Raw genomic sequence first — 20418 nt, forward strand, 5'->3', positions numbered from 1 at the left:
AGGGGCGGTTGGGGCCACGTAGGACACCAACCCGGCCGGGTTTGGTCACCCGGCCCCCGTTCCGCTAGGACATGAGAGATTCCGATTCGTCGGCGGGTGATGGGCCGACCGAGTTCGTCAATAGGTCCGCGATGGTGACCGCCTCGGGCAGGGTCCAGGTCGCCGCATCGTCAGCGAGCAGCTGTTCCCACGACGGTGCTCCGGCTTCTGCGCGGGCCGCGGCATCGGAGCGGACTTTCAGCGCGAGCATGCCGATCCGCACGAGAACAGGAAGGTTGAGGTGCCGAGCGGCGACTACGGTTTCACCGGCGATTGTTGCTGCGGCGGTCTTCGATAGGCTGATCGCTCCGGCTGCGGCGTGCGCGGCGAGCAGCATCTCTGTGTGCTTTGCCGCTGAGGAGGTCGTCAGGCGTGAAGTGCCCGTGGAACGGTAGGCCCCGAGGTGTGTGTGGGTTCGGATGACGACCTCGGTCGCGAGCATCCCTAGACCAGGTGTCAGCATTCCGGAGCGGAGATTCAGCCCGTCACCGGAGTTCGTTCCGGCGTAAGCCTCATGGGCGAATTTCCGCAAGTCGGGGTTCGGCATTTCGTAGAGAAGTGTCCATCCCGGCAGCGGAAGGTTCATCGGGGTCACGAAGTCGGCGGCCCAGTGCTTCAACAGAAGCGCGACTGCGAGATGCGGCTGGGGCGCTTGCGCGAACGGCAAACCGGAGCGAGTTGTTGTAACTTGTGCGACCATCCGCTGTCCGTCATCCCACCATGTGCCTTCGAAGGTTCCGGTACGGATCTGATTGAGGGCGGCGAAGAACCGGCCGATGTCGTGGCCGGCGGACCGGACGCGATGTGCCGGACCGCCGAATTCGGGGCCGGTGTAATCGATGGGGAGTCGGGCGGTTTGTCTCTCCCACCGGCGGAGCAGATCGGTCTTCTTCAACAAGGACAGGCCACTGAGCACGGCAGCGTCGACGTGGTCGTCGTAGAGGTTTCCGAGTGCGCCGATGAGCCCGGAGATGCCGACGACAACCAGGTCGCCGCGTTCCCAGGGAAGCCGTTGGGCTGCCCGCCATCCATCGAGCTGCTCCAGCGCGAACGGGTCGAGGATATCGGCTATTTCGGCCTCTCCCCATCCCTCGACTTCACGACGCTCTTGGTGGTGGGCTGTGAGTTCGGAATAGGTGAGGTCTGTCGGAGTGCCGGCGAGGCGCTCGGTCACCGCATGGTCGATCGTCTTATCCGAAAGCGCTGATGCGGCGATCATTTCGATGTCGTCGAGATCTCGCGTGAGTGCGTCCAAGTTGCCGACGTAGTCGTCATCGATCGGCGCGATCCGGTCGCTGGAGTTGCCGCCAGCGGTGCTCACGCTGCGTCCTCGAGGTCGTCTGCGAGGACGGAGACCCCCTGGGCAAGGGTCTCGACGGTCTTCTTCTCGCCCTCGAGGACCTCGAGTTCGGTGAGCAAGGCCTGAAGTTCATCATTCTCGGGTCCCGTGACACGCTCCTTGAGCCGGTCGGCGACGACCCGGAAGCGGGCGACGCGATCTTCGGCCGCCAAGCGTTGATCCCGCTCCGCGTTCAACTCTGCCTGCTTGGTCTCGAGCTGCGCACGAAGGCTTTCGATTCGCTCGGCGAGAGTCGCGACGGTCTTGCCAAGGTTGGTGACTCGCTCGCGGAGGCTGACAATGACGGCCTTTGCTGCCTCTTCGTTGCCGTCGACATCGCGAAGCACAAGCTGGGTCACGACGTGGAGTCGGATGGCGTCGGCCGCGATGCGAGCTGCCGTGAGCCCGGCAGCCTTGCCCGCAAGCGTAACCGCCCCGGCTCCCACCGCACCGCTGAAGCCGGTGATGAGGGCGGCACCACCGGCCATACCGAGTCCACCGGCAGCGATGGAACCGCCGCCGATCGCGGCCAGGCCTGCAGAAGTAGCGACCGCGCCCGAATAGCCGAGAACAAGCGCTCCGTACGCTCCCGCAATCGCTGGTGCGGCGAGGCCGCCGGTCAGGACGCCGAGTCCGAGGCCGGCCCCAGCGAGGAGCGCGTACTTGGTCCAGTTGCTCGCCTTCGAGAGCTTCTTGATCGCGTCCTTGTATGCGGTTTCCACAGCATGGAGGTCTTCGGGATGAAGCTGATCCATCGACCCATGAGCGGCGATGAGAACCTCGGCGCGGACGGCCTTCTCCCACTTGCCCGCTACCCACGGCTCGAAGCCGTAGAGGTCGATGAGCAGAAGCAGAGCTCGTGACCGTCTCACCACGACCGAGGAGATCGCTGGCCCAGCGGATTCGAGTACCTCGAGATTCGGAGACTCGCCATCCGCAGCGATCTGGTGAACAACCTCGGCAACAGCGGGAGACCAGTCGTCCTGGTTGCGCAGCAAGATGGCCGCAACCACGTTGTCGCGAAAGGAGTTGCGGATTTCGCGCTTGGACGGAAGGTACTTGCCCTTCGATGCGGCGATGTCGCGCTGCATCATTCGGTACTGCCACGCCGTGAGGACGAAATCCTCGTCGGGAGAAAGCTCGAGCTTCTTCTGCACCTGCACCGCGTCCATGCGCTCGACATTAGCGACAGTCCCCGACAGGAAATGGCGGTTCCGAGCATACGGCCGGACTGAATGGTGTTGCGAACCACCGCGACCCACCTCGAGTGCACCACCCGGGCGGCCCCACGGTCGAGGATCCGACAGTTGCAAGGCTGTGGGCGGGCAGGAGCCTCGCCCGCCATGACGAACGCCGTTCACAAGGAGTCCGAGGAGACCCCGCGACGTCCCCGCGTGGCGCGCATGCGTTTTCGCAATCGCTCGGCGTCGGTCGGCGTTAAGTGCCGCGTCAAGCCGTGTTCACGGCGTGTTTACGATGTCCGAATGCTTATTCACGACGCGCACGGCAGTTCGACCTCACCCCCGGAGTCAGCGGGAGATGAGCGACTCCGGGAGCGTCGATTTCGGCCGACCGTGGTGTGGGGCGGCATTGCCGCCGCGGTGCTTGTACTTGTCGCTGGTCAGCTAATCGCAGTTCACATCCACGCTCTCGGTCCATTGACCAGCCTCTTTCGCGACTACGCCGGTACGCCCAAGTCGGCGACGACACCGTGGGCGGGCTTCCTGCTGGCCCTGATCGGTGTCACCGGCCGGGTGCGGGTGAGCGCCCTCGCCGCCGCGGTCGCCATCGATCTGGTCTTCGTGGCGATTCGGGCATTCGACGGTCGGCCGTTCACCGTCGGCAACGGACCGACCATTGTGCTGACGGCGCTGGCGGTGATCGCCGCCCTACGGTGGAGCGGTGCGCGACGGCAGACGGCACTGCACACGATCGCGCTCGGAGCGCTGCTCATCCTCGCGACGAAGGTCGGCGAAATCTGGTTGGACATCACGGCATGGTCCTGTCCGCAGGTCCTCGACCCGTATGTGGAGCTGGCCGATCGAGCGCTCGGCAGTCCGGCGTGGGTCGTCGGGCACGCGCTCGACCTGGCCGGGCCGGTACCGCTGGGTGTGGTGCGCTGGGTGTACTTCGAGCTTCCGGTGGCGGCGATCGTCGTCGCCATCTGGCAGTTGCGCGGGGTGACCACGGGTTCGTGGCCGCGGCACCACTTGGTGCGCACGTTCCTGGTACTCGGCCTCATCGGCCCGGTTTTCTACGTGATCTTCCCGGTGGTGGGACCTGTGCTCGCGTTCGGACTGCAGGGGCACGGCATGGAACTCGCCGACGTCTGGCCGAATCTCGTTCCGGCGCTTCCCGCCTCGGTCGAATCGATGCCCTTCGACGGCATCACGCCGCGCAACTGTATGCCGTCGCTGCATACGGCGTGGGCACTCGCGCTGTTCATCCACTCACGACGTGGGCCGGTCTGGTTGCGTTGGGGCGGTACTTTCTGGCTGGTGTGCACTCTCATCGCGACGCTCGGCCTCGGGGCACACTACGGCGTCGACCTCGTGGCGGGCGCCGCGCTGTGCCTGACGATCGAGTCCGCCCTGCGCGACCCCGACCGAGGCTGGGATCGTTCGCGCGTGCGGGTGGTGGCGCTGGGGATCGCCACGTTCGTGGGAGTGCTGGTGTGCGTCCGCTACTTCGCGATGCCGATGGCGACCAACCCGATCCCCTTCGGGATCGCGATCCTCGGCATTCTCACCGCACTGTCCATCGTGTTCTACCGAACCTGGTTCGCTCCGCGACGTCCGGAAGTCGTTGCGCGCGAGGCCGATCAGGTCGAACTCGAGCGTCGCTGAAGTGAGACGCGGCTTGCCTGTCGACCCGCGCGACCAGGCTCGAGCCGTGCTCCAACATCCAGCACACGCGGCGAAGACACTGTGATCGGCGGCAATCCGCGATCACAGCACTTCCCGAATTCGCCGGGCTATCTCATGCCGCCGGTGGGCGTCGAGAGGAATGTCCCCGGACCGGCTCGCCTAGGTGTTGGTAGTGATGAGGTACTCGAGGAATGCGGGGACCATCACCGGGGCCGCGAGGTGGAGAACGCCTGATACGGCCCCGCCGGGCACGGCTGTGGCCGCGCCGATCGCGCATCCGAGCAAGGGTCCCGCACCCAGCATCATGGCCAGTGGCGCGGTGACGACGGCTCCGGTGAGGCCGCCGAGCAGGCAGCCGAGAACGCCCGCTCCGATGGCGCCGACTCCGGCGCCGATGCCGAGTCCTCTTGCGATGTTCGATGTGGCGCGCGCGAGGGCGTCCTGTTGGCGTTCGGCGGAGTCGTTCGCCGCCGAGGGCTCGGCGATGGGGCGGTACTGCGCACGCGCCGGGTCGAGGTTCGGCGTCAAACGGGCTGTGGCGCCGTTGATCTCGGCCTCGATGGGGAGGCGCTCGACCGGCGCGGTCCGGACGGCCGCCTCCGACTGCGTCGCAATGCGTTGTATGTCTCGACCTTTCGTGCCGGATGATCGATCGCTGCGTGGATCGGAAGTCGAGTAGTCGGCTACTCGTTCCGATCGCGGTATCCGGCCCATAGGCTGAATCGCCGGCCACCGCAGCGGAGGACGCAGGCCGCACGCAACCGTCGTAAACCGTTGCAGCACAGAAATATTCGAGTACGGCATCGCGCAGCGTCGTAGCCAACAAACGCGGATGGGTTGACCAATGACCACACACAATCCCTACGCAGCCGACCCGCACAAGGGGGCCGCCTTCGAAATGGGCTACGTCTGGGGATTCACCAACCCCGCCGCGGACGACAATCCGCCGCCCTACGCACCGGACCTCCTCGAGGTCTACCTCGAGGGGGTCGACGCGGGTAAGGACGACTGGGGGCGTCCACCCGACGGCCCCGCAGCGACATCCTGGACGCACTGGTCGGAACTCCAGGAACAGGACGACCACGAATGGCTCCACCACCTGTTCGTCGAGGGGGTCGCCGAAGGGCTCGCGCATCTGTTTCGTCGCGCGGCATTCGGACTGGCCGGTGTCGTCATCACCGTGCTCGGAATACCCGGCGACACTCCATTGCGGCCCCTCGACGACGACTTCGAGGAGCTGTATACGGGTCCGGAAGCCGATTCCAATGTCGTCTACGTCGCCACCTGCGCCAGAGAGGATCATCCGATTCCAGCCATCGGCACGACTCCCGAAGGGTATTGGGCGGGGTCGGCGTACAACGACTTCGGCGCCGCGCTGAAAGAGGCTGTCGCACATGAGCACTCCGAAGCGCTGGTAGCTCGCTGCAGTCTGACCGACAACACGTGCGGACTCGTCTGGGCTGCGCGGTAACCGGTGAACAGGAGAATGCAGTGGGACTTCCCGACCAGGTGAAAGTGCCGTATCTCGAAGGGTACGACTTCGGAATCGGCGTGAATCTCGCTTCCGGCGGACCAAAGAATCAGGCGGTGGCGGGGCAGGCGACTCCGGTCGGGCCCGCGCCGGGCGCGACAGTTCGGTTTCACGTCAAGCGCGTCAACACCACCGGCGAGATGGAGGAGTCGCTTGCCATCTCCGCCGAAGCGAATTATGGATGCGCCGCATTCGGGGCGGGTGTCTCGGGGCGGTTCGCATTCGCCCAGAGCGCGAAAGTGCAGTCGTCCTCCCTCACGATGTTGATCACCGCCAGCGTCAAACTCGGTTTCGAGCAGATCGACGCGCCTGCCCTGACACCGACCGCGGCCTCGCACGCCGACAACCCTTCCCTGTTCGGCGAACGCTACGGGAACATGTTCGTTCGCGGTATCAGCCGGGGCGGCCTGTTCGCCGGCTACCTGCGTATCGACACCGGATCATCGGAGCTCAGCCAATCGATTTCAGCGGAACTGTCCGGCTCCTACGGCTTGTTCTCCGCGGAGGCCAAGTCGAAATTCGCTGCGGTTCAGCGAAAGTACCGTAGCGAACTGACCATCGACATGTACCACGAAGGCGGTCCGGTCGATCTGCACATCGCGGAAGTCGAGAATCCGATGGAACTTCTGCGCAACGTCAACGAATTCCTGAAGAGCTTCGCCGAGCGACCGAACGAGGTGGCGGTGCCGTATTCGGTGACCCTCGCGCCACTGTCCATCGCCGACGGCCCGAACCCGCCGAACCAGGTCGACATCGAGCACGCCCAAGACGTCATCATCTTCTGCGCGCAACGCCGAAGCAAGCTGATCGACCAGCTCAACACCTTCCAGTACATCGTCGACAATCCCAGCCGGTTCGACTTCTCCAATGGTGCGGACATCGGGCAGATCCGTGCCGCCGTCGAGAACGTCCAGTCCGACATGGCCCTCATCAGATCATGCGCGAGCCGAGCCATGAACAGCCCAGCATCCGCGTGCTTCCCCGAGGTCTTCGCCGAAGAAACCCAGCAGCAATATCCGAAAACCGTTGTCCCCGACCCACTTCCCACTCCCAAGCCGGTTCGTACCCAGCATTCGACGGATAAGGTCGAGATCTTCACCCACGCCGATTACGCGGCGGACTGGCAGGGTATCCCCGGTCGATCCCAGAAACTCGAGATCGGCTCATACGACGATGCGAAGAGCCAGATCATGATCGGCAACGACCAGATCAGCGCCGTGAAGGTTCCCGAGGGGCTGGTGATGCGCGGATACGAACACGCGTGGTTCCAGGGCGCGTTCATCGATTTCACCTCCGACACTCCCGCGGTCCCGATGGAGTGGAACGACAGGATCTCCTCGCTCATCGTCTACCACGCCGAGGACGGCCCGCCCCGGATCGATTATGTGGTGGCACTCGATTACCAGTGGTCCCGCCCGGTTCTCCAGCTGAAGGTCGGAAAGTATCCCGACCTGTCGACGACCACCCTCGGCGTGTCCGCACTGTCGGTACTGCTCATCCCCGCGGGTCTCGCGGTACGACTCTGGGAATTCCCCGAATACCAAGGGGCCACCATCGACCTCTACGGCGACACCCTCGTGATGCCACCGGGCTGGGACAACCGAGCGTCCTCGCTGGAGGTCTTCGAATACGCCCTCTAGCACCTCCCCTGCAGCGCCATCGCGCACAGGCGGCACTTGTGGGTGGTTCTGGGATCGACCCCAAGTCGTCGGCGGTGCCGGTGAGCTATTGTCGACCCCGAAGGGACATGCCAGCTGCCTCGAAAGGCGGTCTGCCCTGGCGTCCAGTACTGACCTGAATTCGGCATCAGGGAGGAATTGTGGACATTACCGAGCTGATCCTCGACGACCACCGTGAGCAGCGGCGTCTGTTCGCGATTGTGGAGCAGATCGATCGCACGGAGACCGGGGTGCTCTCCGCGATCTGGGGCAGACTGGCGGCCTTTCTCGAACTGCACGCGCAGGCGGAGGAGGAGATCTTCTACCCCGCGCTGCTCCAAGCGGGTATCGCGGCCCGACGCGCGAGCGGGGTGGAGGACGAGACGCTCGACGCCATCCACGATCACAACGAGATCAGGGACGCGATCGCCGAAGTGGCGCGTCATCGAGTCGGCACCGACGACTGGTACGCGGCTGTCGCGGCGGCCAATCTGGCCAACAGCGATCACATGGCCGAGGAAGAACGCGAGGGCCTCACCGACTTCCGTCGCCTGGCCGGGCTGTCGCGCCGCCATCAGCTGGCCGTCGCCTTCGCCGCCTACGAGGCGCGAAACTATGCCGGCGTCCAGCCCGTCGACAAGGATCCCGTCGGCTACGTCCGCGCGGCGGAGAAAAAGCTCCGGACCGCCGCGACCGGCTCACTGAGTGTCGGCAGCATGAAGCGGACCTGACTCGAAAGACCGGCCGCAGCGCAGATATCCGCCAAACCGCTACAACGACCCGTCCCCCACCGATCGACGACCGCGTGTGCCGACCGCATAGGCGGCCCTGCTGATCTGGCGCGACCGGCGCAACAACCCGCGGCAGCAGGAGAACACACAGGCTCAGGTCGAGAACGGAATCACCTTGCGGTATTGCACCAATTCGCCGTGGGGGTCGGGGGTTCCGGCGGGCAGGGTGGCCAGCTCGCCACGACCACGTAGCGCGCGCCGTCGCGCAGCAGCGGCAGGAACGCGTCGAGCATCCGTCGTGTGCCGTGGTTGTTGGTGTCGACGAAGCCGCGCACCTGGGCGGCGTTGTCGAGATCGGGGGAAATGCGCGCCGCCGCATTGGAGATGACGATATCGATGCCGCCGTGCCGCGCGGCGATTCGTTCCGCCGTCGAACGCCTCGGCAATTCGCACCGCGATGCCGCCTAGGGTGACCACCATGAACAGCTGCGCGGTCACCCAGGACTACCCCGGCTTCGTCCAGTGCAGTCTGGGCGAGGGATCCTCGTCGCTCACCCTCTACGAATGGGACGCGGCGGCCCAGGACGCCGGCGTCTCCCCGGAGGGCTCCGGATTCCGCGGTTCCTCGTTCCACTTCATCACCGACTCCCGCGACGCGGTGGACGAAGTCATGCGCGCGGCGGTGGCCGCGGGCGGCGCCGTCGTCCAAGAGGCGAGCGCCGCGGAGTGGGGTGGGTATTCGGGGTACTTCAGCGACCCCGACGGCTACTTGTGGAAGGTCGCCACCGCCGCCTGACCGGATGGCGCCTGCCCGGCAACCGTCACGGGAGTGAGAATGGCAGCGCGCCCACGGATCTGGTGTGATCGGTGTCAGGGAGGAGTTCGCGATGCCGAGTTCTGTGTGTGACCGCCGGTGGATTCTCGGCGTGGTCGGTGCCGCCGTAGTCGCCGCGACGGCGACCGCATGCGACACCAGCGGTAGTCCGAGCCCGTCGGCGAGCGCTCCCACCACGTCGCCGGTCGCGCCGCCGCCGTGGCCCCTGACCGATCTCACCTACCATCCGTGCAGCGTGCTCGGCCCGGACGAGATCGCCCGCTTCGTGCTCGAGCCGAGCGGCAAGCAGGCGACGCCGCCGAGGGAGCTGCCGAGCTGCTCCTGGTCGTCCATCCAGACCGGGCAGTCCGGCGGCTTCACCCTCCGATTCGCCCCGGCGACAAGCGATCTCAGCGATCTCGACCAGCGGAGGGTTCGCGATCCGCTCGAACGGACGATCACCATCGCGGGCCGCCGAGCCGCGCTGACACCGACCCTGCGGCCCGACGGGCGCAACGGCAGCTGCTCGCTGTACGCGTCCGTGCCTTCCGGCGGATCCTTCTACCTGGGCATCGCCGTCTCGGGCATCGCCACCGGCGTGGACTGGGACGTCTGCGCGAAAACCATCGACGTCGCTACCGTCATCGCCGCCCGCCTACGCTGAGCTGGGCAGTGACCACCGACCCATCTCCCTGGCGACCGGTCGAAGGATGTTGTCCACGTTCATCTCCTGATCGCGGGCGCCAGGTGGCGGTGCTTCAGAGGGCGAGCTCCCGGCCGATCAGCTCCTTCATGATCTCGTTGGAGCCCGCCCAGATCTTGGTCACGCGGGCATCCATCCACGCGCGCGCGACGCGATATTCGCGCATGTAGCCGTATCCGCCGTGCAACTGGACGCAATGGTCGAGGACCTCGTTCTGCACCTGCGCCGACCACCACTTCGCCTTCGCGGCGTCGACCGCCGTCAGGGCCCCTTCCGCGTGCGCCACCACGGCGGCATCGACATACGCCTGCGCGACCTCGATCTTCGTGACGAGTTCGGCGAGCAGGAATTTGTTGTGCTGGAACGACCCGATCGACGCACCGAAGGCCTTGCGCTCCTTGGTGTACTCGATCGTCTCCTGGAGAATCTGTTTCGCGTGCGCGACGTTGCAGACGGCCGCTCCGATCCGCTCCTGCGGCAGCCGCTCCATCATGTACGCGAATCCCCGATCGACTTCGCCGAGGATCGCGTCGGCCGGGAGCCGCACGTTGTCGAAGAACAGCTCGGCGGTGTCGGCTTCGGGCTGTCCGACCTTGTCCAGCTTGCGGCCGCGTTCGAATCCCGGCGCCGAAGCATCGACGAGGAACAGGCTGATTCCCTTGGCGCGCTGCTCCGGATTCGTCCGCGCCGCGACGACCACGAGGTCCGCGGTGTAGCCGTTGGTGATGAACGTCTTCGAACCGTTCAGGATCCAGTCCGAACCGTCACGGACCGCGGTGGTCTTCAGGTTGGCCAGGTCCGAACCAGCCGACGGCTCGGTCATCCCGATAGCACTGACCACCTCACCGGTGCAGAAACGGGGCAGCCACTGCTGCTTCTGCTCCGCCGAGGCCAGGTCGACCAGGTACGGCGCCACCACGTCGAAGTGGATGCTGAGGCTCGAGGCCAACGCCATCGAGACACCGGCCAACTCCTCGATGGCGACCGCGTTGAAACGGTAGTCACCCGCTTCGCCGCCGCCGTAGACCTCGGGAATCTCCAGCCCGAGCAGACCCTGCTTGCCCGCCTCCTGCCATACGGCGCGGGAAATGAGCTTGTTCTCGATGTACTCCTCCGCGTTCGGAACGACATCACGAGCAAGGAAGTCACGGACCGACTTGCGGAATTCCTGATGGTCTTCGGTGAACGCCGAACGCAGCATATCGATCCTCTCGAGCGCGGGTGGTGCTAAGCGATTGCTTACTATCGTGGACATCATGCGAAGATGTCAAGAAATTCTCGGACGGGAAGGTGGCCGGCTTGACGATGTCCACGACTACGCGGGGCGGCGGGGCCGACGCCGCTTCGACACCCCGCGAGCCCGCGGTCCAGCGACTGCTCGACGCCGCCCGTGACGCGTTCGCCGAGAAGGGGTATCACGGCACCTCCACGCGCGAGATCGCCACTCGCGCCGGCATGAGCCCGGCCGCGATGTACGTCCATTTCGAATCGAAACAGGACATACTGCTACACCTCACGACCGCGGGTCACACCGCGGCGCTCGCCGTGCTCGAGGAGGCGTCCGCGAGCCCGGGTAGTCCGACGAAACGGCTGCGAGCAGCGGTGTACGCCTTCGCGTACTGGCATGCCGAGCACCACACCACGGCCCGGATCGTGCAACACGAGTGGCACGCGTTGAGCGAGCAGTGCCGCGCCGAAGTGACGAAGTTGCGTCACCGGACCGTGGCGACGGTGCGCGACATCATCGCGGCGGGCGTACGCACGGGCGAGTTCGCGGTGGACAACATCGATACGACCACGCTGGCCGTGCTGTCGCTGTGCATCGACACGATGCGCTGGTACCCATCCCGCGAACTCCACACGCCCGCGAGCGTGGGATCGGCGTTCGCGAGTCTCGCGGAACGGATGGTCAAGGCCTCCGACTAAGCGATTGCTTATCTCCTTAGGTTTGCGAACCATGCCGGGGTCCTCGCCCCCGCCCGCAGAAGCGTTCGATGACCGGCGCCAGTTCGGCGGCATTGGTGATGAGATCGACGTGACCGCCGGGGTGGAGATGCACGGTGGGGTGCGGGAGAAGTCGTCGCATGATGCGGGGATTGGCGAGGGGAATGATCGGATCGTCGGTGCCCGCGATGATCAAGGTGGGCTGGCGGATCAATGGTAGGGCGGGGAGGCTGGTCCAGACCGAACCGGCGAGCAACTGGTGCAGGTAGCCGACATGGGATCCGGCCATGAGCTGACGGTCGAGCAGCCGCGCGATGACGCGTGGGTTGTCCCGCGCGCTGCCGCCGTAGATCTCGGCGGCGATCCGCGCGGCGTATTCGTGGTCCAGAAACCGCCGTGGGGTCAGCATTTTCAACAGGACCCTCGGCTTGCCGGGGACCATGAGAATGCCGGTGCCGGTGGCGACCAGGACGAGACGGCGGCAGCGGCGCGGGTTCTGGAAGGCGAACTGCTGGGCCAGTGCGCCGCCCCAAGAAAGGCCGAGGATATCGACCTGTCCGGGTAGGCCGATCTTGCGCAGCAGCTGGCCTACGACGGTCGCCAGATACGGAAACCCGTACGGCAGCGGAGAATTCGGCGACCCGCCGGTGCCGGGGACATCGAGGCGGACGACGGTGGTATCCGGATCCAGGTGCGCGACAAGCGGGTCGAGCACCTCCAAGCTGGCGCCGATGCCGTTGCACAACACGAGCGGAACGCCGGTTCCCCAGCGCACGTCGACCCGGATCTGTTGTCCCAGAACGGCGACCAGACGTTGCTCGCGCGGCCGCCCGGCGCCGGAACCCTCAGCGCTCGAGCACATAGGTTCCCGGCGCCTCTACGAGCGGAGGAAATTCGGCACTGCCCAGCGCGCTGGGCGCGTCGACTTCCGGACCGCTGCGCTCGGCGAGCCATGCGGCGTAGTTCGGCCACCACGAACCCTGTTGCGGCGCATGGGCTTCGGCCCATTCGCCGGGTTCGATCCGGTCGGTGGATCCGACGCGGAAGGACGCACGGGGGTTTCCCGGCGGATTCACCAGGGCGGCGATGTGACCGCTGGTGGACAGCACGAAGCGCAGATCCTTGCTGCCGAGCAGCCGTGCGCTGCGGTAGCAGGCTTGCCACGGCGAGATGTGATCGGCGATCCCGGCCACGACGTACGCGTCGACCGGCAGCATCGAGAGATCGACCTGGGTGCCGAGCATGGTCGCCTGGTTCGGCGCTGCCAACGTGTTGTGCACGCCCATCATGACCATGTCGCGATGCAGCGCGGCGGGCATCCGGGTGGTGTCGGCGTTCCAGAACAGCACGTCGAAGGGTTCGGGTCGGCGACCCTGCAGGTAGTTGTTGATCCAGTACCGCCACACCAGATCGGTCGGCCGCAAGAACGCGAACACCTCGGCCAGCGACCGCCCGTCGAGGTAGCCCTGCCTGGCCGACATCGCGATCGCGACATTCGCGGTGTCCTCGTCGAGCGCGGCCGCGGCCAGACCGGCGCGATGCTGATCGAGAACGGTCACCAGCAGCGTCAGCCCGGCCAGCCGCTCGACCTGATCGGTGGCCGCCAGATGGGCCGCGGTCATGGCGGCGAGGATCCCGCCGGAGCAGGACGCCTGCACGTGGGCGCGGTCGGATCCACTGATCCGCTCGACCGCGTCCAGCGCGTCGAGGACGGCCTGCCCGTAGTTGTCGAGACCCCAATCCCTTTGCTGGGCAGTGGGATTGCGCCAGGAGATGGTGAAGACCTGCTGGCCGCCGCGCACCAGGTATTCGATCATGCTGCGGTCCGGACTGATATCGAGGATGTAGAACTTGTTGATCATCGGCGGCACGATCAACAGCGGCACCGCCCGCACCTGATCGGTCTGCGGCGCGTATTGGATCAGCTCGAACATCTCCGTGCGGGCCACCACCGAACCCGGAGTGAGCGCGACGGTCTCGCCCACGGTGAACGCGTCCGGCGCCACCGTCGAGGGCACCCGCGGCGCGTCCGAGAAGTCGTCGAGGAAGTGTCGGAAGCCGCGGATGGCGCTCAGTCCGCCGGTGTCCACCAAGGCTTTCCAGGCCGGTGGGCTGAACAGCGGATTATTGCTCGGTGCGAGGGCCTCGAGGATGTTGTCCACCACGAACCGCATCCATTCGGCGTCGCGCCAGTCCAGATCGGCTTCGGCAAGCAGGGCGTGCACGGTGTCGTCGGCGGCGAGCCAGGTCTGCATGGCCCGCCGGAACAGTGGATTGGTCTGCCAGGCCGGATCGGCGAATCGCTTGTCCGCCTTGGCCGGTGCGCGGGTGCTCGCACCGCGCACGATGGCCGCCAGTTCGTCGCCGAGACCGCCCAGCTTGTCGACGACGAAGCGGGGGCGTTTGGCCAAGTCCAACGCGAGCCTGGACCATGAGCTGTTCGGCAGCATGCGGCGGCCCATACCCAGCGCGGAACCGGTCAGCAGCAGATCCAACGGCACGGCGTGCTCGTCGGAGAAAGCCGAATTGTCGACGACCATAGTTGATCTCCCCTTGTCGGCCGATGCCGACGGTTCAGTTTGTCGTGCGGTGTGGGGATCGGCGCGGCATCGGGTGGCGCCGCTCCGGTCCGAAGCTCGACGAGCGGCGACGGTCGTCGGGGAAACATGTCGGATGTCGCGAAAGTAGCCCGTGCACAGCACTGCGTCTTTGTCTTGCGAAGACAAACCCCGGCACGCGAATTGTCGATCGCGCGGCGGGGCGATTTCAGGTCACCGCGTCGGGCGCAGCACGGCCGACCCGTACCAGTGGCACGTCAGAAGTGCCAGTTCCACGTCGAGCCGGTCGTCCCCGATCGGCCGTCCGCGGCGCACGACGGCACGGCCGACGCGGTATTTGACCGTGTTGAAGTGCAGGTCCAGCTCGGCGGCGGCGGCCTTGTAACTGGACCCGGTGCGCAGGAAGACCCGCAGCGTCTCGCGCAGGCGGGCGTCGTTCTTGTTGTCACCGGACAGATCGCCGAGAACCTCGCACACCCACTCCCGGGTTTCGGCGAGATCGGCGCCAAGCAGCGCCGCGGTCGCCAGCCCGGGATCACTCGCGGCGACAACGGTCGCGGAAGGCAGTCCGCGCGCCAGCGCGACCGTGCGAGCGCGTTGGGCGCTGCGGTGCGAGCGACGGAATCCGTCGAGGCCGATCCCGAAGGTGCCGATGGCGATATCCGGCGCGTCCTGACGGGCGGCCACGAATTTCCGGATACCGCTGATCAGGTCGCCGGGCTGGGCCCGGTACGGCAGCCACGCCCATGCGCTGACCTGATCCGCCGCGACGATGAGCGGTTTCGCTGCGGTACAGGCCTTTTCGGCAAGTTCGCGCACCAGTCGCTGCAGGCGAGGTAGGGCGTCGCCGTCGGTCTCCGAGTCCGGATACCAGAGCACCAGCGCGAGGTGATGCCAGCGCAGCGGATACCGGATGACCTCGGTGACCGCGTCGACGTCGAGGTTCTTGCGACCACCGAGCACCTCGCGGACCCGCACCGCGCGGATGCTGTTCTGGTTCTCCAGCCAGCGGGCACGCTCAGCGTCGTAGATGGCCATGCCCTGTTCGGTGATGCGGTCGATGTACTCGGACATGATCGCCGTGATTCGCTCGATTACGGGAATGCGATCCGCCGGCGGGACCGTCGGCGTATGCAGTTCGGCGAAGACCAGCTCGGTCATGCGGCGCTGCCCGAGGCGGTAGCCCTGGATCAGCGCCATGGCCGGAATCCCTTGCCTGGCGGCTCGTTTGGAGTACTCCGCGGCGGCGTGGGGAACCTGAATGCCCGCGACCGACAGGCTGTAACGCAGGGCGTTCAGGATGGCGCCGACATTGGCTTCGATACTGGCGCAGAGCAACTCGTCGGTGCGTGGGTCGCCCCGAAGTTGGGCGATGTCGTCTTCCAGAGAGCTGCGGATGATCGCGCAGACGTCGGCCGCCCGTTCGGTCAGCCGGGCGGCGATCGCCGCGATGTAGCGGTCCGCGTCGATGTCGTCGTGACGCACGTTCGTCACACCTCCAAATGTGGACGTATGCCCACTTCGGGGCGAGATTTCGGTCAGCTGTTCTCCGGCGACAATGCCACTCTCTGACTACACGACCACCTCCGCGTGCACTTCGTCCGGATCCGCATCGCCGTCGACATCGCACGACGACGACCGATCGAGGAATTCGCACACCGCGTCGATCGCCCGCCCGGTCTGGGCGAACACACCGACCTCGGTGAAGAAGCCGTGGAACACCCCGTCGTAACGGATGACGGTGGCCGGGACCCCTTCCGCCTCGAGCCGCGCGGCATACGCCTCGGCATCGTCGCGGATCGGGTCGACCTCCGCCGTGACGACCAGTGCGGGCGGCAGGCCGCGCAGCGATTCCGCTCGCATCGGGGCGGCGAGAACGTCAGCGGGCACGCGTCGATCGGCTCCGACGTACTGCTCGTAGGACCACTTCGCGTCGGCGGCGGTGAGCAGCGGCGCGTCGGCGAATTCCGTCCAGGAGTCGCGCGCGAACCGATCGTCCACGGCGGGATAAGCGAGGACCTGTGCCGCGGGCATCGGCCCGCCGCCGTCCCGCTGCACGAGACACAGTGCGGCCGCGAGGTTTCCGCCCGCGGAGTCGCCGCCGACGGCGATCGTGCCGGGATCGATCCCGAGGCCGGTCGCCGACTCGTGGAGCCAGGCGAAGGCGTCGACGGCGTCCTCGAGCGCCGCGGGGTACGGGTTCTCGGGGGCGAGGCGGTATTCGAGCGAGAGCACGGCCCACCCGGATCGCGCGGCGATCGCGCGACACAACTCGTCGACGCCGTCCAGCGTGCCGAGCACGAATCCCCCGCCGTGCAGGTACAGCAGTGCGGGTGCGAGGCCGGACGGGTTCCGGCGGTACAGACGAGCGCCGATCTCACCCGCCCGTGTCGGAATCCGCATCGGTTCGACCACGTCGATCGGGGTGATCGGCTGGTCCGCCGGTCGCGTCGCGAGCAGGGTCCGAGCCAGATCCGGCCCGAGTTCGCGGAGCGAGGCGGGGACCGCCGCGGCGATCGCCGTCGCCACCGCTCGGGCGAGGTCGTCCAGGAGGTCCCAGCAGCGGGGAGTGCCGTCGGTCATCGCGGTGCGCCTTTCCAGACATTGACAAAGTGTGATCCGTACCTCACGATCATAGTCATATGACCCAGTCGGATGACTGCGAACGAGCGCGTCCGACACGAGATCCACCGCAGCCGGTCCGCGGCGCACGCGATCTTGCCGATACGAAAGGACTGGAGATGACCGAAACCATCGCGCCCGCGGTGCCGAGCGCCCGCGTGGCCGGAGACGTCGACATACGGATCGAGGACGACGCGAGCCCGATCGTCCGACTGATCGGCCGCGCGCTGCGCGATTCGGTTCGCGCGGGCCACGCCCTCTCCGCTTTGCGGGGCACGAACGCCGTGGCGGCTCTTCGTTCCCACGACACACCGCAGGCCGCGACCCTCGCCTTCGCGGACGGGGTGATCACGGTGTCGAGCGGCGTGTTCGTCGAGCCCGACGTCACGCTCACGGTCGACCTGAACGCGCGCTTCGCCCTCGCGGGCGAACCGGCGGGCGCCGCCGACCTGGCCACCGCCGTCTTGGACGCGCTCAACCCGCCGGTTCCGGACTGGCGCGAGGCAGCCAAGGGATTCTGGACCGCCGTGCGCTCGGTGCGCGGCATTCCCGACGTGCTGATCGCGGTCGCCGCCGACGAGTCGGGCGGTGTCGAGCCGCTGGTGCTCGGCGAGGGCGACACCCAGTACCTGATCGCCGGGCCCCCGGAGGTGCTTGCCGGGATCTTCAGCGGCGCCGACGATCTGCTCGCCGTGCTGTCCTCCGGCGTGATCGGCCTGCGCGGCACCATGTCCCACCTGTCGGTCATGGCCGGCGCTTCCTGGAAGGTTCGTTACGATGTCTGACCTGCTCACCGCCGCGACCGGCAACACCGTCCGGTCCTACCGCCTCGAGTCCACCAACCACGACGGCGCCTTTCACGGCAAGATCGTGGCGCCGAAGAAGTTCGAGGCGGGCGTGGACGCGGGTTTCGCCTTCGCCGATCTGCTGTTCGGGCTCGACCTGGGCAATATCCCCCACTTCGGGTACGCCTACCCGCAGTGGCGCGGCCACCTCGAGGACATCTACCTGCGCCCGGACCTGTCGACCGAGGTCGAGTGGAGCCAAGGCGTCCATTCGTTGATCGGCGACTTCTGGCTGAAAACCGGTGAGCCGGTTGGCATCTGCCCGCGCAACCTGGTCCGCAAGACGGTCGACCGGCTGGCCGGACTCGGCTACACCGCGACCATCGCCGTCGAGATCGAGATGACCCTGTTCGAGGAATCGATCCACGAGGCGCGCGCCAAGGGCTACCGCGACCTGACCCCGCTCGGCGGGACCGCGGGCACCGCGCTCAACCTGTCCCGGTCCTCGGACTGGGTCGACTACATGACCGCGGTCCAGCACCGTCTCGACGAGATCGGGATCGAGTGGGAGGCGTGGAGCGACGAGGACGCGCCGGGTCAGTCCGAGCTCAATCTCGTTCCCGGGTCACCGATCTCGGTCTGTGACGCGTGGGCCCGCGCCCGCCAGGTGCTGCGCGAGGTCGCGTTCGAGCAGGGCCACACGGTGACCTTCATGGCCAAGCCGACCGCGGGCTACGGCCAGGCCTCGCACATCAACCTGTCGCTGCGGCGCGACGGCGTGAACGCCTTCTTCGCCGAGGACGGCCCGTCGGAAACCATGCGGCACGCCATCGGCGGCCTGCTCCAGACGATGCCGGGCAACACCTCGATCGCCCTGCCACAGATCACCTCCTACCGGCGTCTTGTCGACCTGAGCGGCCCGCCGACCACCATCTCCTGGGGCATCAGCAACAAGACCACCTCGGTGCGCGCGGTCTGCGGGCACCCGAAGTACTCGCGCCTGGAATACCGCCTGCCGGGCGCCGACGCCAATCTCTACCTGGCCGTCGCCGGCGTGCTTGCCGGGGTGATCGCCGGACTGGAACGGCGGATCGAGCCGCCGGAGCCGGTGACCGACATGGCGTGGTGCCTGCCGCCGGGACTGGGTATCGAACGAATCCCCGACACCATGTCCAAGGCGGCCGACGCGCTCGAGGCCGATCCCCTCCTGCGCGAGATCCTCGGCGAGGAGTTCGTCGACTACTGGGTCGGTTCGCGCCGCTGGGAATGGATGCAGTTCCACACCGGAGGCGGCGACCCGTTCGCCGAGCTCTCGGAGTGGGAGTCCACCCGCTACTTCGAATTCCCGTGACCGCCACAGCTACCCGGGCGAAACCGCTGATCGGGCTCACCGGACGCCGGTTCCGGATGGAGCTGATCAGCGGCAGCCACCCGGGATACGGCCACCGCCTCACCGACAGCTTCATGTCCGATTTCGCGGAGCGGATCGCGCGCGCGGGCGGCGTGCCGGTGATGCTGCCGTACGACGCCGACCCAGAGGCACTGTGCGACTGGCTGTCCGGCGTGCTGATCACCGGCGGTCAGGACATGCATCCCAGCTGCTGGGGCGGGGACGAGTCGGTGGTCCGCGACATCGATCCACTGTCGGATCCGTCGGTCCATCACCCCGCAAGGGACGCGTTCGAGATCGCGCTGACCCGGGCCGCGCTGGACCGGGAGATCCCGCTGCTCGGTGTGTGCCGCGGCATGCAGGTACTCAATGTGACGCTCGGCGGAACGCTGATCCCCGACCTGCCCGCCGGGCCGGTGCGGCACCTCATGTCGACGGGGCCGCTGTCGGACGGCGGGCCGGATCACGTGGTCACCTTCGATACGGGGACGATCGCCCAGAAGGTGTTCGGCGATCGGCTGGTGACCAACTCGTGGCACCACCAGGCGGTCGACGTCTGCGGGAAGGGGCTCGTCGTCACCGGTCGTACGGACGACGGCGTCGCCGAGTCCATCGAATTCCCCGGGGCCGCGGTGCTCGGGGTCCAGTGGCACCCCGAGTGGATGGAGAGCGACGACGGCGCGCTGCGCTGGCTCGTCGAAGCGGCCGCCGAGAAGCGCGGTATCAGCCCCTGCCCACCCAGGACACGAGCGACCGCATAGCCGGCTCGGGCGCGACCTCCGCGGCACGGACCGACCGCCCCGCGACTTTGCCGAGATTGGTGGACATCCAGGCGTCGAGCACGCCGAGGGTGAGTTCGATCTGCGACATCGCCGCGGGGCGGTCGGTGAACACCAGCCAGTTGAGCGCGAATCCGTCGGACAGTGCGGACACGATGTAGGTCAGTTCGTCGATCGTGTCCGGGTCGACCGACTGACTCGCAGCGGCCGCGTTGGCCGCGAGGATCGTGCGCATGGTCGCGAACGCCTCGTTGTACACGACCTCGGCCTGCTTGTCCTCTTGCCGCTGGCCCCAGCTGATCAGCTCGATGATCGCCGCGCCGACGTCCGGATTCTCCCGGTACCACTCCATCACGCCGCGCAGCAAGGCCCGCGCGGTGGTTGCCACGTCGCCGTGGACATCGCTGCGCGTCAACACTTCTCGATACTGCGCGGCGACGTGCTCGAAGACCGCCGCGAAGAGCGCCTCCTTCGTGGCGAAGCAGTAGTGCAGCGTGGCGAGCGGAGCGTTCGCCTCCTCCGCGATGCGGCGCGTTGTGGCGCCGTCCACCCCGTGGGCGGCGATCACACGCACGGCCGCTGCCACCAATTCGGCGCGGCGTTCAGCGGCGGGTATGCGAGCCATGCGCTCCTCCAGTCGAACCAGTCATGAACGATT

At 66.9% G+C, this 20418-nt stretch carries 20 protein-coding genes; 10 read left to right on the forward strand and 10 right to left on the reverse strand.

What is annotated here, in order from left to right; genetic code table 11:
* Window positions 1-64: 64 nt before the first annotated feature.
* Together CRP45_RS30970 and CRP45_RS30975 are read right to left on the reverse strand one after the other, a co-directional pair.
* Window positions 65-1360: a hypothetical protein gene (locus tag CRP45_RS30970; protein ID WP_097248186.1), complete on the reverse strand. Its 1296-nt coding sequence runs from the start codon at window positions 1358-1360 to the stop codon at window positions 65-67.
* The gene (locus CRP45_RS30975) at window positions 1357-2550 is read right to left on the reverse strand and encodes a coiled-coil domain-containing protein (protein ID WP_097248187.1); all 1194 of its coding nucleotides are present in this window, start codon (window positions 2548-2550) and stop codon (window positions 1357-1359) included. The genes CRP45_RS30970 and CRP45_RS30975 overlap by 4 nt, the downstream gene beginning before the upstream one ends.
* Window positions 2551-2862: 312 nt before the next feature.
* Between CRP45_RS30975 and CRP45_RS30980 the strand changes: the two genes are divergently transcribed.
* Window positions 2863-4224 carry a phosphatase PAP2 family protein gene (locus tag CRP45_RS30980; protein WP_097248188.1) on the forward strand — a complete coding sequence of 454 codons (1362 nt, stop codon included), beginning with the start codon at window positions 2863-2865 and terminating at the stop codon, window positions 4222-4224.
* A 180-nt stretch (window positions 4225-4404) separates the two neighbouring features.
* Here CRP45_RS30980 and CRP45_RS30985 read toward each other — a convergent pair whose 3' ends face one another.
* Window positions 4405-4773 carry a hypothetical protein gene (locus CRP45_RS30985; protein WP_143861582.1) on the reverse strand — a complete coding sequence of 123 codons (369 nt, stop codon included), beginning with the start codon at window positions 4771-4773 and terminating at the stop codon, window positions 4405-4407.
* Window positions 4774-5089: 316 nt separating this feature from the next.
* On the opposite strand from CRP45_RS30985, the gene CRP45_RS30990 reads away from it, so the two are divergent.
* The 3 genes from CRP45_RS30990 (at window position 5090) to CRP45_RS31000 (ending at window position 8165) form a co-directional block, all read left to right on the forward strand.
* A complete protein-coding gene (locus CRP45_RS30990) occupies window positions 5090-5716 on the forward strand; it encodes a hypothetical protein (RefSeq protein WP_097248190.1) in 627 nt (208 codons plus the stop codon).
* 20 nt (window positions 5717-5736) lie between these two features.
* Window positions 5737-7416: a beta/gamma crystallin family protein gene (locus tag CRP45_RS30995; RefSeq protein WP_097248191.1), complete on the forward strand. Its 1680-nt coding sequence runs from the start codon at window positions 5737-5739 to the stop codon at window positions 7414-7416.
* Window positions 7417-7595: 179 nt separating this feature from the next.
* The gene (locus tag CRP45_RS31000) at window positions 7596-8165 is read left to right on the forward strand and encodes a hemerythrin domain-containing protein (protein WP_067788035.1); all 570 of its coding nucleotides are present in this window, start codon (window positions 7596-7598) and stop codon (window positions 8163-8165) included.
* Window positions 8166-8335: 170 nt separating this feature from the next.
* Here the strand turns inward: CRP45_RS31000 and CRP45_RS31005 are convergent, their stop codons facing one another.
* Window positions 8336-8611 (reverse strand): Rossmann-fold NAD(P)-binding domain-containing protein, encoded by a 276-nt coding sequence (locus CRP45_RS31005; RefSeq protein WP_097248192.1) that lies wholly within the window; start codon window positions 8609-8611, stop codon window positions 8336-8338.
* A gap of 32 nt (window positions 8612-8643) precedes the next feature.
* Here CRP45_RS31005 and CRP45_RS31010 point away from each other — a divergent pair, with 32 nt between their 5' ends.
* Both CRP45_RS31010 and CRP45_RS31015 read left to right on the forward strand, forming a co-directional pair.
* Entirely contained in the window at window positions 8644-8961 is a 318-nt protein-coding gene (locus tag CRP45_RS31010) for a VOC family protein (RefSeq protein WP_245910625.1), read from the forward strand.
* Window positions 8962-9052: 91 nt separating this feature from the next.
* The gene (locus tag CRP45_RS31015) at window positions 9053-9643 is read left to right on the forward strand and encodes a DUF3558 family protein (RefSeq protein ID WP_143861583.1); all 591 of its coding nucleotides are present in this window, start codon (window positions 9053-9055) and stop codon (window positions 9641-9643) included.
* A 94-nt stretch (window positions 9644-9737) separates the two neighbouring features.
* Here the strand turns inward: CRP45_RS31015 and CRP45_RS31020 are convergent, their stop codons facing one another.
* A complete protein-coding gene (locus CRP45_RS31020) occupies window positions 9738-10883 on the reverse strand; it encodes an acyl-CoA dehydrogenase family protein (RefSeq protein WP_097248195.1) in 1146 nt (381 codons plus the stop codon).
* Between the two features lie 104 nt (window positions 10884-10987).
* Between CRP45_RS31020 and CRP45_RS31025 the strand changes: the two genes are divergently transcribed.
* The gene (locus CRP45_RS31025) at window positions 10988-11608 is read left to right on the forward strand and encodes a TetR-type transcription factor C-terminal domain-containing protein (RefSeq protein WP_097248336.1); all 621 of its coding nucleotides are present in this window, start codon (window positions 10988-10990) and stop codon (window positions 11606-11608) included.
* 16 nt (window positions 11609-11624) lie between these two features.
* On the opposite strand, the gene CRP45_RS31030 is transcribed toward CRP45_RS31025, so the two are convergent.
* From CRP45_RS31030 to CRP45_RS31045, 4 genes are all read right to left on the reverse strand, one after another.
* On the reverse strand, window positions 11625-12488 hold the full coding sequence (locus CRP45_RS31030) for an alpha/beta fold hydrolase (RefSeq protein ID WP_097248196.1): 864 nt from the start codon (window positions 12486-12488) through the stop codon (window positions 11625-11627).
* Window positions 12472-14166 (reverse strand): PHA/PHB synthase family protein, encoded by a 1695-nt coding sequence (locus CRP45_RS31035; protein ID WP_097248197.1) that lies wholly within the window; start codon window positions 14164-14166, stop codon window positions 12472-12474. Before CRP45_RS31035 ends, CRP45_RS31030 begins: the two co-directional genes overlap by 17 nt.
* A 231-nt stretch (window positions 14167-14397) precedes the next feature.
* Window positions 14398-15678: a PucR family transcriptional regulator gene (locus CRP45_RS31040; protein ID WP_097248198.1), complete on the reverse strand. Its 1281-nt coding sequence runs from the start codon at window positions 15676-15678 to the stop codon at window positions 14398-14400.
* 78 nt (window positions 15679-15756) lie between these two features.
* On the reverse strand, window positions 15757-16767 hold the full coding sequence (locus CRP45_RS31045; RefSeq protein WP_097248199.1) for an alpha/beta hydrolase: 1011 nt from the start codon (window positions 16765-16767) through the stop codon (window positions 15757-15759).
* A 158-nt stretch (window positions 16768-16925) separates the two neighbouring features.
* On the opposite strand from CRP45_RS31045, the gene CRP45_RS31050 reads away from it, so the two are divergent.
* Genes CRP45_RS31050 through CRP45_RS31060 form a run of 3 tightly spaced genes read left to right on the forward strand, consistent with a single transcriptional unit; the run spans window position 16926 to window position 19742 of the window.
* The gene (locus CRP45_RS31050; RefSeq protein ID WP_097248200.1) at window positions 16926-17591 is read left to right on the forward strand and encodes a hypothetical protein; all 666 of its coding nucleotides are present in this window, start codon (window positions 16926-16928) and stop codon (window positions 17589-17591) included.
* Window positions 17584-18942 (forward strand): glutamine synthetase family protein, encoded by a 1359-nt coding sequence (locus tag CRP45_RS31055; RefSeq protein WP_097248201.1) that lies wholly within the window; start codon window positions 17584-17586, stop codon window positions 18940-18942. The genes CRP45_RS31050 and CRP45_RS31055 overlap by 8 nt, the downstream gene beginning before the upstream one ends.
* Before the next feature lie 56 nt (window positions 18943-18998).
* On the forward strand, window positions 18999-19742 hold the full coding sequence (locus CRP45_RS31060; protein ID WP_245910654.1) for a gamma-glutamyl-gamma-aminobutyrate hydrolase family protein: 744 nt from the start codon (window positions 18999-19001) through the stop codon (window positions 19740-19742).
* Here the strand turns inward: CRP45_RS31060 and CRP45_RS31065 are convergent.
* On the reverse strand, window positions 19705-20385 hold the full coding sequence (locus CRP45_RS31065; protein ID WP_097248203.1) for a TetR/AcrR family transcriptional regulator: 681 nt from the start codon (window positions 20383-20385) through the stop codon (window positions 19705-19707). The genes CRP45_RS31060 and CRP45_RS31065 overlap by 38 nt on opposite strands.
* Window positions 20386-20418 lie beyond the last annotated feature (33 nt).

It is taken from the genome of Nocardia amikacinitolerans, from assembly GCF_900215415.1.
Taxonomy (GTDB): Bacteria; Actinomycetota; Actinomycetes; order Mycobacteriales; family Mycobacteriaceae; genus Nocardia; species Nocardia amikacinitolerans.